10 protein-coding genes are annotated in these 16,832 nt (G+C 41.5%); 2 read left to right on the forward strand and 8 right to left on the reverse strand.

Translation table 11 applies throughout. The features are described 5' to 3' along the window. Together dnaA and dnaN are read left to right on the forward strand one after the other, a co-directional pair. The gene (gene dnaA / locus LRM48_RS00005) at positions 1-1,356 is read left to right on the forward strand and encodes a chromosomal replication initiator protein DnaA (protein ID WP_243812138.1); all 1,356 of its coding nucleotides are present in this window, start codon (positions 1-3) and stop codon (positions 1,354-1,356) included. 245 nt (positions 1,357-1,601) lie between these two features. Beyond that, a complete protein-coding gene (dnaN, locus tag LRM48_RS00010; RefSeq protein ID WP_243812137.1) occupies positions 1,602-2,699 on the forward strand; it encodes a DNA polymerase III subunit beta in 1,098 nt (365 codons plus the stop codon). Here the strand turns inward: dnaN and LRM48_RS00015 are convergent. The 8 genes from LRM48_RS00015 to LRM48_RS00050 form a co-directional block, all read right to left on the reverse strand. After that, a complete protein-coding gene (locus tag LRM48_RS00015) occupies positions 2,696-3,406 on the reverse strand; it encodes a hypothetical protein (RefSeq protein ID WP_426303681.1) in 711 nt (236 codons plus the stop codon). The two genes, dnaN and LRM48_RS00015, sit on opposite strands and share 4 nt — an antisense overlap. A gap of 17 nt (positions 3,407-3,423) precedes the next feature. Next, positions 3,424-4,638, reverse strand: coding sequence for a lytic murein transglycosylase (locus LRM48_RS00020; RefSeq protein WP_275973509.1), 1,215 nt, complete (start codon positions 4,636-4,638; stop codon positions 3,424-3,426). A 5-nt stretch (positions 4,639-4,643) separates the two neighbouring features. After that, entirely contained in the window at positions 4,644-7,643 is a 3,000-nt protein-coding gene (locus LRM48_RS00025) for a M15 family metallopeptidase (RefSeq protein WP_243812135.1), read from the reverse strand. A 17-nt stretch (positions 7,644-7,660) separates the two neighbouring features. Further along, positions 7,661-9,520, reverse strand: a complete 1,860-nt coding sequence (locus LRM48_RS00030; RefSeq protein WP_129631974.1) for a VirB4-like conjugal transfer ATPase, CD1110 family — start codon at positions 9,518-9,520, stop codon at positions 7,661-7,663. Further along, positions 9,520-10,395 carry a hypothetical protein gene (locus tag LRM48_RS00035; RefSeq protein WP_243812134.1) on the reverse strand — a complete coding sequence of 292 codons (876 nt, stop codon included), beginning with the start codon at positions 10,393-10,395 and terminating at the stop codon, positions 9,520-9,522. Before LRM48_RS00035 ends, LRM48_RS00030 begins: the two co-directional genes overlap by 1 nt. Positions 10,396-10,404: 9 nt before the next feature. Further along, positions 10,405-11,316, reverse strand: a complete 912-nt coding sequence (locus LRM48_RS00040) for a PrgI family protein (RefSeq protein WP_243812133.1) — start codon at positions 11,314-11,316, stop codon at positions 10,405-10,407. A 29-nt stretch (positions 11,317-11,345) separates the two neighbouring features. Continuing rightward, positions 11,346-13,805 carry a hypothetical protein gene (locus tag LRM48_RS00045; RefSeq protein ID WP_243812132.1) on the reverse strand — a complete coding sequence of 820 codons (2,460 nt, stop codon included), beginning with the start codon at positions 13,803-13,805 and terminating at the stop codon, positions 11,346-11,348. A 192-nt stretch (positions 13,806-13,997) separates the two neighbouring features. After that, on the reverse strand, positions 13,998-16,811 hold the full coding sequence (locus LRM48_RS00050) for a type IV secretion system protein (RefSeq protein WP_243812131.1): 2,814 nt from the start codon (positions 16,809-16,811) through the stop codon (positions 13,998-14,000). Positions 16,812-16,832 lie beyond the last annotated feature (21 nt).

Below are 16,832 nucleotides of genomic sequence, written 5' to 3' on the forward strand. Positions count from 1 at the left end.
GTGGATAGTCATGCGGTTTGGCAGGGTGTTTTAGGTGAGATTGAAGTAACTGTATCGTCTTCGTCGTTTACTGCGTGGTTCAAAAATACCAAATTGGAAATAATCTCCGACAAAGAAGTTCTTATAATTGCGCCGAATATTTTTGCTAGAACTCAACTTGAAAAGCGATTTCATCCGCAAATATTAGAAGCCCTGGCTCACAATGGCATTAACGCCCCGTCTATTTCCTATAACGTCGAATCTAGCAATAAAAAACCGCGCGTTAATCGTGAAGTTGATAAAAGTGGACAAAAAGAACCAGCGAAGCCACTGATTTTACCGTCGAGGAAATCTCATTCTAGTAATCTTAATCCCAGGTACACCTTTGACAACTTCATCGTTGGCTCAAGTAACGATTTGGCCTATGCTGCTTGCCAAGCGGTCGCCGCACATCCAGGAGAAAAATATAATCCGCTCTATCTTTACGGCGGTTCTGGGCTTGGTAAAACTCACTTAATGCAAGCTGTTGGTAACGAGATAGTTAAAAAACAACCTTCGGCGCGCGTGCTTTACATCACTACGGAAACGTTTGTTAATGAGTTCCTGGATTCCATTCGTTTCAAGAAAAAAGGTTTTTCTGATAAATATCGCAATGTAGATGTATTGATTGTCGATGATATGCAATTTATCGCTGGGAAAGAAAAAACTCAGGACGAATTTTTCCATACATTTAACGATCTTCATCAGAACAATAAGCAAATTATTATTAGCTCAGACAAACCTCCAAAAAGCATTCCTACTCTAACCGATCGTTTGCGTAGTCGATTTGAATGGGGTATGGCGATTGATATTCAGATGCCCGATTATGAAACTCGTTGCGCTATTGTTAAAGCGAAAGCTGAACTCAGCAACACTGAACTAGATTCCGATGTTGTAGAATATCTGGCAACTAACTTTAAGACAAACATTCGCGAACTGGAAGGCGCTTTGAATCGACTGCTTGCTTATGCGGAAATGCAGAATTTCACTCCTGATTTAGCGGCGGCTGAAGGAATTTTGGGAGATATTAAACGTAATAGACCACAGCACATAACTGCCAAACAAATAATTGATAAGACGGCGCGCTATTATAATATTGACGTAAAAGATATGTGCTCATCCAGGCGAGATAAATTTATCGCGATGCCAAGGCAAATTGCGATGTTTCTTCTACGTAGTGAGCTGAAAATGAGTTTTCCGAAAATTGCCCAAGAACTTGGACGAAAGGACCACACAACCGCTATGCATTCAATTGAAAAAATCACTAAAGAAAGTCTTACCAACGCCAGTATTCGCGAACAAATTAACGATATTAAGGATAAATTATATGTTCATTAATTGTGGAAAAGCTGTGCAGATGTTGTGTTTTCGCGGTGACTTACCGACACACAGATCTGTGGAAAGAAAACGACAAATCAGCAGACGGTGGAATAATACACAAATATCCACTATAAAGTCCACAAATAACACACAGAGTTTTCCACCTATTTCATCGCCATTTCACCCCTGTTTGAACACATTTTTTACCCAGTTTCCACAACACCTATTACTATTAAGACTAATTAAAAATTAAGGAAAGTATAATGAAAGTATCAGTCACCCAAGAAAAACTCGCAAAAGCACTTAATCTAATTAAAGATATCGCATCAAGTCGTAATGAACTGCCAATATTGAATAATATTTTACTTCGCACTGATGGAGGAAGATTATTGATTGCTGGAACGAATTTGGAAATTGCTTCCACTCAATACATTGGCGCGAAAATTGAAGATCATGGATCTATTACAATCCCTGCCCGATTGGTGTCAGAATTCATTACAAACTTACCAAGCGGCCCAGTGGAACTTGAAACCAAAAACGAGCATTTGCATATAACTTCAGGAAAATTCTCATCAGTTATCAATGGCGTGGTGGCTGATGAATATCCTGAGCTGCCTACAATTGACGAAAAAACCGCTATGCAATATGAAATTGACGTTGAGGATCTTAAGAAAGCCATAGTCCAAACGAAGTTGGCTGTCAGCTCTGACGTCACGCGAGCAGTTCTTACGGGAGTTTATTGGCACAATTACGAAGGGTCGTTATACTTGGCTGCTACTGATGGCTACAGGCTGGCAGAAAAGCGTCTAATAAAGTCAGACAATGAAGTGTCGGCTATTATTCCCGCTTCCACTCTGGCGGAAGTTAGTAAGAGTGTCGGCGATGAGAAGAAAATTACGGTTCTTTTTGATGATTCTCAAGTTTGTTTTAAGACGGGAGATATGGAAATTGTTAGCCGATTGATTGACGGAAAATTCCCCGATTATCGTCAATTGATTCCAGCGACTGCTGAAACTGAGATTGTTATTAAGAAGTCTGATTTTAGTCGAGTTACGAAAATTGCGGCGTTATTCGCGCGTGAATCTGGCGGTGGAATTACAATTACTGCATCAGAGGAAAATTCCCTGCTTTCTATTCATTCGATTGCGTCTGAGCTTGGTGAGAACACTTCAGAGGCAACAGCTAAAATATCCGCAGATGGTCAAGTAACTCTTAATTCACGCTACCTAACGGAAGTTTTGAATATTATTGACGCGGATGAAATTGTATTTTCGTTCAATGGCAAATTGTCGCCGTGTGTAATTCGAGAGCAGATAAAAAATCCTGATTATACGCACATTATTATGCCGCTTAAGAGCTAAATATCTCTATAGATGTAGCACCAGCCAGGATTTGAGCCTCTACATTGAACTGCAACTCCTGTAGATTTCTCTTTCTCTGTTGGCCAGATGTGATTATTGACTTTGACATCATAGTCTTCTTGATTTATTCCCTTTTCTTTTAGCTTGGCAAACGCCTCGTCAATTTGAGAGCGGTTAAAATAGTCCGTTACTGTTATACATATTCCTATAGTCTTATCTCCTTCAGATCGATATCTGTCACATGGAAATATATAGAAATCTCTGCCGTGGATAGGTAAAGATTTGATAGCAGGATTTTTATTTTCCAATTGACGAGTAGCTTCTTTACCTTTTTTACCAGCTATACCCTCCTTGATATCGGTGTACTTGTCTTTTGCATATTCTTTTTTAGCTTCATCTGTAATAGGTTCTAAGGCGAATATGATGTTTTTCTTCTCATTTTTGCTAATATTTATTTCTGTAGTATAACTTTCAAATCCGTTAGCTGAGAAAGTAAATTTATAGTTACCGTGCTTTACTTTAATATCTTTCCTGGATGAAATTTGCTGGTTTTTTACGTCGCCATAAGACATCGTCAAGTTGTCGGGTATGGAATATACATATATCGTGGCATCGAATTGCAGTAGATAAACTGCGTAGATTATAAGTGAAATGGATAACCCTACGAATGAAATAATAGCAATCTTAACTTTGCGATCTAATTGCATAAAAGTATTGAACATAATTATTTATTTAACCTCGCTACTACGTTAGTTGAATATCCCAATTGAGTCTGTACGCGACCAATATTTGCGTATCTAGGAGGATGATCTCCAAGAGATGCCTCTACTGCGACATTACCGTCACCCTGATCTCCGATATATATCATTGTGTGCCCGTAAGATCCCGAACCGCTGTAGACTAATATATCGCCAGGCTGAAGATCACTAGGAGATTTAGTATTTATGATAGTATATTTTGATGAATTCATTACATAATCTCTTTGGATGCTGGTGCCTGCTGGCGGGTAGTCTGGGTCAGCTCCACTGGCACGCATAACAGTAGATACATACTTTCCACAGTCATTCATATCTCCACCGGCTTCAGGGTTGTATTTAGCACGAGCATCTATATATGCCTGTGAGGGTGTGCCGGGGTTGTCTTTATTTATCATTCCTTTTGCCGTTTCTACTATACTTCCGGCATGAACGCCGCCACTATTTGCGCAATTTGACACATTAGCTGAGCTATTTTCGCTACCACCTTCTCCTGAAGGTGCCGGATCTTTGTAGTTTGGGTGACCTGATTTTGTAAAGTCGCTGTTAAATAGTTCGTAGATATTTTTAAGATAGTTTTGAGTTTCCGTTGGAGCATCAGTTAAAGGACTAGAATCTGATGTGTGATTTTGAATATTGCCGCCACCCCAGTTGTAAGCACCTGCTGCATATAGAATTGTCATAGGTTCCCGCTTCCATGGACTACCAATGTCGCCTAATGGAGTATTTTTATCAGTACTCAGAGACTTAACTAGGTGTGCGGCAGAAAAAACAGCATCATAAGGGTTCATAATATCAGCCTTACCATCCCCGTCTCCGTCTTCGGCGTGACCACTCCACGTTCCCGGCATAAATTGCATAGGACCACTAGCGCCAACCGGTGAAGATGCCCATTGAGAGTTTAGTGGTTTCCAAGTGTTTCCCTGTTCTGTTAAGTATAATGCTGCTAGAAAGTTAGGATTAACGCCGTGCTTTTCTGCTGCTGCGGAAAAAATTTTCCCCCAGTCCGACGGGATGTTTTTAGATAATTCAGCCGACACAGATCCTGCTGCTTCGGTACATGCGGAACTTTTTGAACTGTATAATCGTATATTTTGAGCAGGATAATCAGCCTCCGTTAGAGCTGAGGCGTTTTGCGATAGTAATAATATTGCGATCATAGAAAATATAATAGACTTTTTCATTTTAATTAAACCTTCCTTGCATACTCCCAGTGCCACGGCTCAGGCTTGCTGCCGCCAGGCTTTGCCCAAGGCGGATTAACGTAGCCGTATTTATGCGCGTTCGCCTCGAGCCATTTGTATACGGGAGAATCAAAACCTCCAACATTAATGTCCGCAGCAAGACCCCAACCGTGGTTTGATATACATGGGGGGGCTGGAGCCGCTCTTGATCCTAGTTCTTTACTATATCTAATTTGTGTTGCGCAATCTCGATATGCCTCATTAATGGTTAAGTTAGATCCGTTATCAGCCTTATATGCTTTATTCATCTCTTCCATAGCCGACGCGGCCTGTTTATTCATTTTACTTTCAGGAGAAAATGATAGGGTTTGTAAATCTGATTCTGAAATTTCGCCATTGCTATGACCACCCCATCCTGTCTGCTGTGCCTCTTCTAATTCGGGCTCTCCGACAGCTTCACCGGTTGAAGATGAAGACTTTGAACTATTACTACTGCCACTAGGATCTTTAATGTAATATTTACTATCAGTATCGCCCGCACGCTCCGCTAATATACCAGCTACTACCTCCTCTAAAGCACAAGGATCGGAGGTTTTGTAAACAGGAACGACATACCCTGTGCTTCTATCTCTCTCTAAGCTCTTCTTTCGAGTTTCATCGTATGTCTTACAGGTTTCTGCGGTGTATTTATTTGGATCGGCGTTCAATACTTCAGGATCTGTATATCCATACCAAGGTATTCCCATAGATTTCATGACGGCTAATCTATTAGTAGCCGCTGAAGCTCGACTGTTCGGCATTAATGGCGACAATAATAAGGCTGGTGTTTTCGCTAAGAAATTAATGGCAGATTTTTTACCGATTGGCATTATAGCAAGCATTTGATTTGCTACTGAATTTCTTAAGTTTGGATCAAATATCTTTGCTAGCATCGGCTGCTGATCAAACTCTTCTTTATCTTCTTGCTCTGTTTTTGTTGCTATCATCGCCAATTCATTATCGCTCAATAATTTACCACCGATACCAGACCCAGACTCTGTTTTGCCGTTTTCTAGACTATCCGCCGTTGAGACCATCTGTGCGCCAACCAAACCTTCGTAATTATTATTACCTGGAGCGTCAATGCCGACGTTTGGAATATTAAATATGTAGCTAATTGCCCATTGCACTAAGGTGCCCATTATGTCCTGCGAAAAGTCTAATACCTGCTTAATTCCAGGTAATTGAGTTACAAAGTTTACGATAGGTTCTGTTATTTGGGATGCTATATCCTGAGCTACGTCAATTACAGCTCCTATAGAATTATTCCAAAAGTTAGCTACTGCGGCTAATACTTGCCATGCTGGATTTTTGGTAAATGCTGTATAATCCTGGACAACTTTCTTTTCAGGACAAACAAGTTCGCCTGGATCTAATGTAACAACCTTCTCTTTGCCGTCAACAGTACATTTAGTTCGTATTCCGCCAGATGCAGATACACTGTTGCCAGATAGGATCGGGAGTATAGATGATGTGATTCCACCAGCCTGAATTTCACTGTACAGCGGTGATGATTCTGCTCCGTCAAATAAGCTTGTCGCAAGCTCTAAATATCGAATATCTTGTAAGTCTCCAGTTTTCATCATATCATTTACCACAACTGGACTAATGCCCTCATCGTAAGCGAAAGAGGCGTAGGTTTGGGCGACTTGAGCTCGCCCTATGACTTCAAGAGTACCCGAGTCTAGGGCACCTATGAAGCCAGCAGCCATATCAATCGCGCCTACGATAGCCGAAGCAGTTGTGAATTTTTTCATTAGCTCTTTGTTTATTATTTTTGCAATAAGACCGTCGCCATTAGCTAGATTATCGGTAAATTTACTAAAAGTATTTTTGTTGGATTTAGCGGCTTCGTAATCCAATTTTGCTTTAGGATCGTTGGGTTTTTCCTTAAGGGCATTCTCTTTTTTTTCTACATCTCCATCTAGTTTGGTTTTAAGCTTATCGAGCGTTTCTGCACAACCTAAGGCATCTCTACCATTAATACACGATAAGACGGCGGCAAGTTTTGGTGATATTTTTGCGATGGCACGAGAAGCGAATTCAGACTTAATCTTCGCCTTAAAATCTTTCCATGCTCTAACGTGTTTTTCGGGTATAATATTAAACGATTTTACGCCATATTTATTATATAGAATACGTTTGGATATAAAGCGCATTAAATAATTACGACCGTGCACTCGTTTTATATCATTCTTAATTCTTTTCCTTATTTCCTTATGGCCAACCTCTTTTTCTATGCCTTTCATTACACTGTCAAGGTCTTTGTTAACGCTTTTGATGGTGAAATGAGAAGCCTTTCCTCCTAATCCTGAGCGTCCATGGGAATTTATGACTACTTTTACATTGACGCCTTCTTTTTCAAATTTAGCATCAAGCATTTTTTCAAACCAAGCAGAATATTTTGTTGAAGTGAGCGAGCATATTATACCTCCGCCCTTACAGAAAACCAGGTGTTCATCTCCTGGGTAGGCTTCTTTCATAACTCTCATAGCCAACCAGCGCGTGGTTATGTACTGTAAGCGCTCTTCAACTGAATAATGAGCAACGCTTCCGATTTGCTGATCTATATTGTCCAATAGAGAGTTCAATTTTAGTGGTAGAAGAGCTGAAAAAGCAGCCGCTACGGAAAGTAAAATACCGACTATAGCTATTATGCCTCTACTTTTTTTCGCAAGCTTTAGAGTAGATTTTAAATTGTTTCGTTTTTTGTCATTGGACGGCTGATAAAAACCGTTGCTTGGAACAGAAGATTCTTGGTCATTAACGGCAGCGCTGGCGGAATCGTTTTGATTAGGATTCAAGTCCGAATCTTTATTATCAAACTGAGATTCAAGGTCGTTTATGGCATCTTTTTCGCGATCACTTAACTCTGACCCGCTATCATAACCAGCCGACTCAGCCTGCTCAGCAGGATTTAATCTGCTGTCAGTTTCGGAATCCGTCGTGTAATCAACTCGTGCCATATTTTCTCGCTATTTTTCTACACCGCTCCGTAGCCGCCGATTGGTGAATCTGACGGTTTTATTTGTTGCGATACGGGATTTGTATTGATCAAATTATATTCGGTATCACTAGCCTGAATCTGGATGTGAACGTGATTTTGTCCAGCAAAGAATAATCCTTGTCCAACTGGGAAATTGGCTAGTCGCTTCTGCTCTTCATCTGTCAATTTAAACACTTGCGCCAAAACGTCAACGGCGCTAGCAGACTGTTTCAAAAGTAGCTGCATTGAGGAGTTGGAAACGATTGCTCGCCCCATTTTACTTCCAACGAAGTCTTCCACGTCCTGCGTGATCGTCGTTAATCCTAATTGATATTTGCGGGCGCGCTTGGCTAATGAGAATAAGAAATTGGCGGAATCATCATATTTCATTAATTGCCAAGCCTCGTCAACAATCAACATACGTTTCCTCTGGTCGGTACGCGTAATGTTCCAGATGTGATTCAGAACAATATACATCGCCGTCGGTCGCAGTTCATCTTCCAAGTCGCGAATGTTAAAGACGACCATATTATTATTAATATCAATATTACTCTGTTGCGAGAATATTCCAGCAAAAGTTCCAGAGGTAAATTTGCGAAGTCGCTGAGCCAGACTTGGACCAGTTCCGCCCATGTGAAGCAAAGTGTCGTATAGGTCAGAAATTGTCGGTGGCGTAGAATTGTGTGTCAGTGGATCCGAAGTAATACCGACGCGTGCGTAGGTGTCGATTAACGCTTGATCAATATCAGCTTCTTCCGCTGGTGATAATCCTGCTACTACTTGCCCGCCGGCCCCTACTCCTGCGCCGCCCAGCATTTGCCTGAGTAGTCCGTGTAGAGTAACTAAGTTAGCTCGCAGTGCGTCATCTGCCTCATCAGTATCAATAACACGTGGCAAATCAAACGGATTGATCCTCGTGTCGCTACTTAAACTCAATCGAATATAGCTGCCACCAACTGCGTCGCATAGTTTTTGGTACTCGTTTTCTGGGTCGATAATCACAATATCAGCCCCGACCATCATACTTCTTAAAGCTTCCAATTTAACGGTAAATGATTTACCGGCACCAGACTTAGCGAACACTACCATATTGGCGTTTTCCAGAGAGAATCTGTCAAAAATCACCAAACCATTATTATGCATATTAATTCCGTAAAGCACACCTTTATTGTCCGTCAAATCGGCTGAAGTGAATGGGAAGCTGGTTGAAATTGCGCCAGTATTCATGTTGCGGCGAATCTGTAGTTCATCGGTCAATTGTGGAATAGAGCTATTCAATCCCTGTTCCTGCTGGCTGGAAGCCACTTTTGAGAACACCAATTGCTGACCAAAAATAGTTTCAATTTTATGTTGGATGAAGTTTAGTTCGTCCAAGCTGTCGGCGTAAAGCGTGATATATAAGCCATAGCGGAAGAACTTTTCGGCGCCAATCTGCAATTGATCGCGCAATTCTTCAGCGTCTTGCAAAGCCGCTTCCAAGCCTGGGTCGCGCACCTTTCCCTTTTCCATGTTTATATTCATGGTTGCTTCCAGCTGAGTAACTTTTTTGCGCAGGTTATTTAGGACAATTTGCGTATCGACTGGATAAATAAACATACTAATATCCAGCACTTCATCGATGTTAATGATTGAGCTAAGCCAGCCAGTGTAGATTTGGCGAGGATAGCCATAAACATACATTGTGCGGCCATATTTTGAGCCAAGTCTGAAATGGTCAGAATGAAGCTCAATACTACTTGGCGCGATAAAATCACGCAGAGTTCGAACACCAGTTAAGAAGGCCTGTTCAACTTCGGCTTGCTCTCGTGCTCGTTGTTGAGCAGCAATATCAACGGCATCTAATTTCTTCTTTGCCATTATGACCTTCCTCCTCTCGGTGATGGACCAGTTCCCTTAGTTACGTAAGTGGTCGTAAGTTCGCTCGGGTCAATGTCCTCTAGCGATTCACGTGACGACGTGTCGGGATTATATGAAGTGTAGAACAGCTCACCCAATTGCCTGGTGTTTAATTGCCAGCTTTTTACGCCCATTTGGAATAGACCATTCATAACCGAATCAATGCGGTTCTTAATTTCATCTTTGGCTTTGGTGTAGGTGACTTGGTCAATTTTTGTTACGGTTGCCTCTTTTTTTCCACTGAAGAAGCTATTGAACAATCCCTTAGTCTGTTGCTTGAAGGCATTTTCCTCGCCAGCTGGATAATATGGAACGACAACGTAAAAGCTCTTATCCATAATATTTGCTTCTTGCGCCAGAATATCAATGAAATCCATATAATCGTCCATTAGGACATTGAGGAGCATATTGTCTTGATTGCGGCGAATTTCAGCTAATCTGTCCAGATACGGACCAATGTCCACGCGGCGTGAACGGATAAGAACTTGAATTGGGAAATACAGAGAGTTGATGAAGTTTTGGTAACTGAACTCAATTCCCTCTCTTTCGCGTGAACTCATCAGGTCAAAGTTGATTGATTCACATTCTACCACTGCTCGAAAACTACCGTCGCTCATAATGATCATATTTTCGCGCATTTCAGAGAAAAGTAACGTATTCTGGGTGCTAATTGGTCCTTTTTGCTTCTTATTCTCAGGGGTTTTATCTGGAGACGGCGCGGTTGGATTTGGTCCCGAACCAATTGCCCCCGATGGCTGCTGAGGGACATTAGGAAGAGCCGCATTGGTTTGCGGAACCTGCTGATAAGATTGTTGATTTTGTAACTCTGGTTGCATAAACCCCACCTAACGTAGTGAAATCACCACTTCCTCATCTGATAATTTATTTTCTTGCTGAATTCGATTTGCCTCACGCGCAATCGTTTCAATCGAGAGGTCGCGGTTATTTGCCAGTTCTATTATAGCAGGTGGCACCTCGTTTACGCTAGTTTGCGGCGTGGCTGTCGGCTGAGTTTGAGCTGAAGTGTTCGCGGCAGGTCGTCCGGACACTGGATTTAATACAGATTGATGCATTGTTGGGTACGGGTTCATTTGTAGTGGTGCGGCTGGAGTAGGATTATCTGGTTGAGATGGTTGAGGTGTTTGCGTAGGAGGCGGTGTAGCAGATTGCCCTGTTTGCATCTTTTGGATGACTTCTTGTCGCCTACGAACATCTGACTGATTTATTAAGTGATTGATATTTTGCGCCGTAGCACTATTTTCATCCAATATGTCGTTAGCTGCCTGTCCTTCGTTGAATAAATCAGCACGCATCGAGCTATTCGGATTATTGACGCCACGAATTGACCAACCCTGACTATCCACCAGATTCGCCAAATATGACAATCTTCGCTGGACTTCGGCTTGATCATAATTATTTCCGTAAGTCTTCTCCTCGACTTTTGGTGCGATAACTTCGACTAATCTTTCAATTCCATCAGGCTGCCATAGACGCTTTTTTGGTTTTAGCATAAAAGAAATGACTGCTGCCAAATAAACTTCCATCGGTTGATCTTTTTTAAGCGGTAAAGCCAGCGCTCCAAAGAATAAAATTATCGGCACAGGAATTATTGCCAAAGGTAGTAAAATTGTACTCAAACCGTATGCAATAGCGATTCCGATAACAGCTATAATTAAGAACACAAACTGTCGGAAACTAAACGGCCCGAGCAGTTTGTCCTCCGCCTCGACATCTTGAGGAACTTTATACACCGACATACTGCTTATATTATATCAAAATATGGAGATTATAGCATGTTGCGGAAAATTTCAAATTGCTCTTTAGCTGCGTCAGTTGCATTAGCTGACAACCTCCTGTCAGTAAGAATTGTGTTGATAACTTTCTTAAGATCTTGACGTTTCTTATTAGTAATAACAGATGTAGTATTTACAGCTTCTATCAACAACTTAACGGCATCAGCATCCGTAGACGCTAAGGTTTCAGGCCTGTACTTACCACCCTCTAGCCATTCGGCGAAGTGATTCATGAGGTCTCCCCTGTTATTAATATCGCCCTTCAGCATATCATCGATGAGCTTACCTCCCATAAAGGACGCCTTATTCCTTACGCCAGATTCCGCTAGCGCTGAAGCTGCAGAAGAATAGAATTCTGGCGGTAATTCGCTAAGAAGCTCGGCGACTTCTGCTGCGGTACCGTATTTAATCTGCTCCTCAATTGCGGCTTCACGTACAAATATGTTATTACTATCCAGTACTGTTCCATCTGAAAGCGTCACGGAATTGCCTAAAGCTATCTTTTGTCTTTGCCCAGCGCTCAGCTTATAATGCTTCATAATCTGATGAGCTTCATCAACAGACTTGGCATATTCGCTACGGCTGGTTGCTATGGCTGAAGCTAAGGCTGCATTTGCACCAATCAAATTGCCATTTGCATCTTTGAATACGTTGCCGCCAGCCTTCTCTTGAAGTTCCTTGCTGTTTATCAATTGTTCTGCAAATTCACTATGCTGCTGACGTTGAGCATTATTCTTAATCAGACCTGCAGTTGCAATTTCGGTTTCTAGGTCTTTAATGTCATTCATGAATGCAGTTTGCTGCTGATGAGCTTTCAAATCTTGTCGAGTTGCATAGGTAGGTATCACGGCTCGTAGAGCGCGATCGTAAGCTGGTCTTTTCTCGTATATATCATCTGATGCGTGACCCAGCGTAGATTCGAGGTAGCGATTATCATCTTGTGCAGATAAGAAATCTGAGCGCCTGGCAGCCTGTCTGGCATATAAGTCCGACTTCTTATATTTGGCTGTATTCCTAAATGAATTCTCGGCATTTTTCTGTGAAGTTTCCAGATCCTTTTTACGCAATCTACTATTATGATCCATTCGGCGGCGTAAACGATTTGGGTTGAATCGCGTCATATTGGCATTAGCCAACTTCTTGTTTTTAGTGATCTCACGACGATCTTTAGCCCAGTTTTTGGACTTGTCGTACCAGCCTTTATTCTTGTCATTAACAAACCCAGCGAATTTGCCTAATACTCCTCCGCTAAGTTTCAGAATTATAGGTGTTAAGGCTAATGGTATAACTTGAACTACCATTCCTAAGATTTGCATTATTCCACCATTTGCTCCAGTGGCGTTTTGGATAATTATTATTCCAGCCAATTGCGCCCCACCGAATATTACAGCGAATGCTGGGAAGAACACTAACATCGTGAAGAATAAGTCTCGCCATTTCTTAAACCATTTTTCTGTACCAGGAAGTAAATAGCAAACGAAGGCTAAAGGTGAAATGATAATTAAGATTACAATTAAAGCTTGACGTGCTGCCATAATTAGAAGTACTAAGAGAAGTACTAGACCTATTCCCACTAATGCTGATAGCGCCAACGGTAGCAATTCTGCGCCCATGGCTACTGTTGCGACTACCCCGCCAGCTAAAGCCCCGTTGGACAATATCATCATAATAACTTCCGACCATGTCCAACCTACGCCCGTATTTTCTCCTACAGTGGATATGGTATTTTTAATCCCCATGAAAGCGTCCTGGAAGGCGTAGCCAGTTACGTTTGATAAATCCAGCAATACAGCACAAAACGTGAATGATAAGTTAACCAACACCGCCGCAATTACTAACCTAGGGAGCATTTTTTTAACGCCGTAATTGCTAATTCCTACGGAGGTCAATTGTGAGTAGATAATCACCAAAAACGCCACAATAAACGCCACATTGCTGATGTTGCGCATAATGACCCACGCCAGATAAATTCCACTGTTTTGGTTGGTTGTTTCTAACGGCTTAGTTTTTAAGAACTCCTGAAGCGCGCTGTACATATAATCTATGCCATCAGCCAGCCAGTTGGAAACTGGACAGATAATCCACCCTATCCCCTGTACATCACAGGAAGTACTGGTTGAATTTTCCGAGGGAGATTCAATTGAAATAGTTGAAGTGCTGGTTTGCTCGTAGGTGTTTGGTGGCGTAAATGAATAAACTGCGTAAGTTGCGGAACTTAGTGAAGATATTTCGCTTGACGGGAAGTAAATGACTTTAGTTTCTTTTTTATTCTTATCTTCATTAACATAAACAAGCGAATTATCAGGTAGATTAAATTGTTTGATCTTTTTATCATCACTTATTTTTGTATATTTTTCTTTATTATAGGTTAAATTATGACCGCTCCATTCTGCATCTACAGCATGAACAGAAGTCGAGTGTGTTAAGGTATTAAGAAAAATGCCCACCAGCATCCCTGCTATCAGCAATACAAACCATCGCAACGTCACAATGAGAGGTTGCTTACGTGAGATTAACCACTCCATCTGAGGTTATATTAGCATTTTTGATGGAAAAAGTCAAGAGAGCATATGAAGCATGCGTCTAGTTGCCTCGTCGTCTATAATCCTCTAATGCCTTTCTTACATCTTCTGCAGTAGGAATAATTATCCCCCAGAACTACTATTATTCTGCTGGTCATTCTGATTATCTTGAGGAGTTTGCGGAATAATTCGCTCTCCTCCTTTTGCCATTAGGGCAGACTTCACGGCATTATTAGCGGAAGAGTACAACATGTCGTCACTTAATATTTCAGTAGCTTGATCAGCGGTAATATTGCTGTTTTGGATGGCGTTGGCACTTTGTCCAGCGATGTCTTTATTTGATAATTTGCTTACACCTGAAGCAGTGAGACTGTTAAATCGATCCGAGCTGAACTTAATTTCTGATGGTCCATCTTTTTCCTGAAGAGCTTTGAGTGCTTCAGTCCCGGCTTCGGCAACACCCGCATGAGATCCTTTCATATCGGTGAGTGATTTAGCCATACTGACACTGTCCACCTTTCCTCCGGCACCTAGATATTCTGCTATTTTATCCGCACCGTAGGTTCCCTGACCCTTAAGTTGGTTAACGGCTGCAATCCTGATGTACTTGTCGGCATTTTTGTCTTTTAGAGCCGCTGCCGCATCTCCACCGTATTGATACGTTAGCGCTCGTTCAGCCTTTTCCATAGCGGCTTTATCGTAGGCTTCTTGTGCTGCACTTGCTCCATCTCCAAGACCTATCTTTTTACCAACCCATTTATTATCAAGTGCTGCTGCAGGATTCATTGCGATTCCAGCACCTTTTTTAAGCCATGAGCTGCTATCTCTGAGATTACTTGCGGTTCGTCCGTACCAGGTATTGCCGGATCTTCTTTCTGCTAGCTTTCTAGCAGATCGAGATTTCCAAGCATTTTTAACATCGCTAATTCTGGATTTATTCATTACAGCATTCTTTAAGTTACCATTTGCGGCACTACTAAGTTTCCCTATCTTTGCCCCGATACTACCCAGTGAACTTAAGGAGTTTTGCAATACGAAAGGTGTGGCAATGAGCGGCATAGTAGTGGCTGCTAAAGCAACTAGCTGCAGAGTCTCGTCTGGATTATTCGGATCAACTGTTGCACTTGACGCCAATACTGCACCAGCTAATTTTCCTGCCCCGTACAACAAAGATATTATAGGAAATACTAATAGCAGTCCCCGGAACATTTTCATCCATTTTTTAAATAAGTCTTCTGTATTTGGCAGTAGCCACGCCGCGAAGGCTATAGGAGACATGGATATTAATAGTATGATACCTGCTTGTCTAACTACTAGAATAATAAATACTGTCATAATCGCCAAGAATCCAGCAGCAAGAGTGGGGATTCCAATAGCTAAGGCGGCAAATGCAGCTACTCCGCCAACACCCACTAGGGCAGCGGCAGTAGAACTAATCCATCCGGCAGCTTCAGATTCAGTACCTATCTCTCCCGCTCCAGATTCTAAGGCGTCTTTTAATGTATGCCCTAATATATTAGATAAGTCTACAAAAATCTGACAAAGATAATAAGATAAATTAACTAGTAAAGCTCCTATTATTAAGCGAGGCAGGATTTTCTTAATTCCATAATTACTAACGCCAACATTAGAGATTTGAGAAAATATAATCCATAAGAATATTACGGCGAATATGGCGTTGGCTATATTGCGGAAAAAATCCCAACCTTGCTTTGCTCCAGAATTATCTCCACTGGAGAGTATAGCTGGCTTTATGTCTAAAAATCCAGAAATAGAACCGTAGGCTGCGTCATTAATATTAGCTACGAATGTCATTACGGGGCAGATTAGCCAACCTAAACCGCCATCAATACCGCAGGAGTTTTTTGGTTCGCCACCTTCCTCTTCTTCTGGGGCTTCAATTTTGGCAGACTGACCTTGTTTACAGGCGTTTATATCTTCGGTGTTCTCATAGGTTGTTTCGCAGTATGCAGAATCACTCTTATGGCTTGCGCCGTCTTTACAGGCTTTAAGCTTTTCACCCGCCAGTCCTGCGCAGGCAGTATCTACTGCATTTGCTTTTAGAGCAGTTAAATATCTTTTAGCTGCAATTGCCAGTTCACTTTCAATTGATTTGCATGAAAATTCAGGTTTGTAGTAATGTTTATTCTCATAGCCGCTATACATGTGTTCAGATTTGCCTTTTGGTTTGTATATCGTATCAACCTTTTTAGTGTCTGTGTTGACGACAGAAACCTTCCATGTGTTGTCAGACTTGCTGGTTGCTTCACCATCCACACAACCCTTAATCCAGTCTGAATATTTTCTATATTTTATGTAAGCATCTTTTTCTGCTTTAGTGTGATCGTATCCAGTTAATGTCTTAAGAGCATTTAAGAAATTCTCACTACCTTTATCGGGCATTTTATCATAGGTGAAATCGTTAGTTAATCCTAAGGCAGCACATTCTTCATGCTTTGCCTCGGTATCATTTTTTCCTTTTAGGCCATTCTTGGGATAACCCATATAACACATTAATTCGTTTGGCGAAGTCCCAAAAAGATTAAAGACTTCCTGTTGAAATTCTGTGTCTCCGCAGTTTATTGCTCCTTCAGTAAAGCTTTTCACGTTTGGATATGTGCCCGCATAAACCCACACGGTATTTCTAAACATTTCATTCTTAGTCAGCATCTGGTCGTCGACATCTTTGTGTACGCGTGAGTCGCTGTTATTGAAACACGCAGCTATAACAGAGGCGTATACGTAGAAATTATATTGGTCATTCTTTGATAGACCGCCAAATCTGCTCGGGTCTTTTGAAGCTAACGCGGGATGGGCTGATAAAATATTTGCTATAGGTAATATAAAGAGCGCAAACGCACATAAAATTATAATAGGCTTCTTGAGTCGCCCCACCTTTTTAACCACCTGCTTCCCATTAAACATAAACACCTTCATTTAATCACATATGAAGGTGTT

Source organism: Candidatus Nanosynbacter sp. TM7-008 (genome assembly GCF_022828245.2).
Taxonomy (GTDB): Bacteria; Patescibacteriota; Saccharimonadia; order Saccharimonadales; family Saccharimonadaceae; genus Nanosynbacter.

Excerpts from the sequence above, each read along its gene's own strand:
- dnaN (WP_243812137.1), top strand. The coding sequence starts at position 1,602 with ATGAAAGTATCAGTCACCCAAGAAAAACTCGCAAAAGCACTTAATCTA.
- LRM48_RS00015 (WP_426303681.1), bottom strand. The coding sequence starts at position 3,406 with ATGCAATTAGATCGCAAAGTTAAGATTGCTATTATTTCATTCGTAGGG.
- LRM48_RS00020 (WP_275973509.1), bottom strand. The coding sequence starts at position 4,638 with ATGAAAAAGTCTATTATATTTTCTATGATCGCAATATTATTACTATCG.
- LRM48_RS00025 (WP_243812135.1), bottom strand. The coding sequence starts at position 7,643 with ATGGCACGAGTTGATTACACGACGGATTCCGAAACTGACAGCAGATTA.
- LRM48_RS00030 (WP_129631974.1), bottom strand. The coding sequence starts at position 9,520 with ATGGCAAAGAAGAAATTAGATGCCGTTGATATTGCTGCTCAACAACGA.
- LRM48_RS00035 (WP_243812134.1), bottom strand. The coding sequence starts at position 10,395 with ATGCAACCAGAGTTACAAAATCAACAATCTTATCAGCAGGTTCCGCAA.
- LRM48_RS00040 (WP_243812133.1), bottom strand. The coding sequence starts at position 11,316 with ATGTCGGTGTATAAAGTTCCTCAAGATGTCGAGGCGGAGGACAAACTG.
- LRM48_RS00045 (WP_243812132.1), bottom strand. The coding sequence starts at position 13,805 with ATGCTGGTGGGCATTTTTCTTAATACCTTAACACACTCGACTTCTGTT.
- LRM48_RS00050 (WP_243812131.1), bottom strand. The coding sequence starts at position 16,811 with ATGAAGGTGTTTATGTTTAATGGGAAGCAGGTGGTTAAAAAGGTGGGG.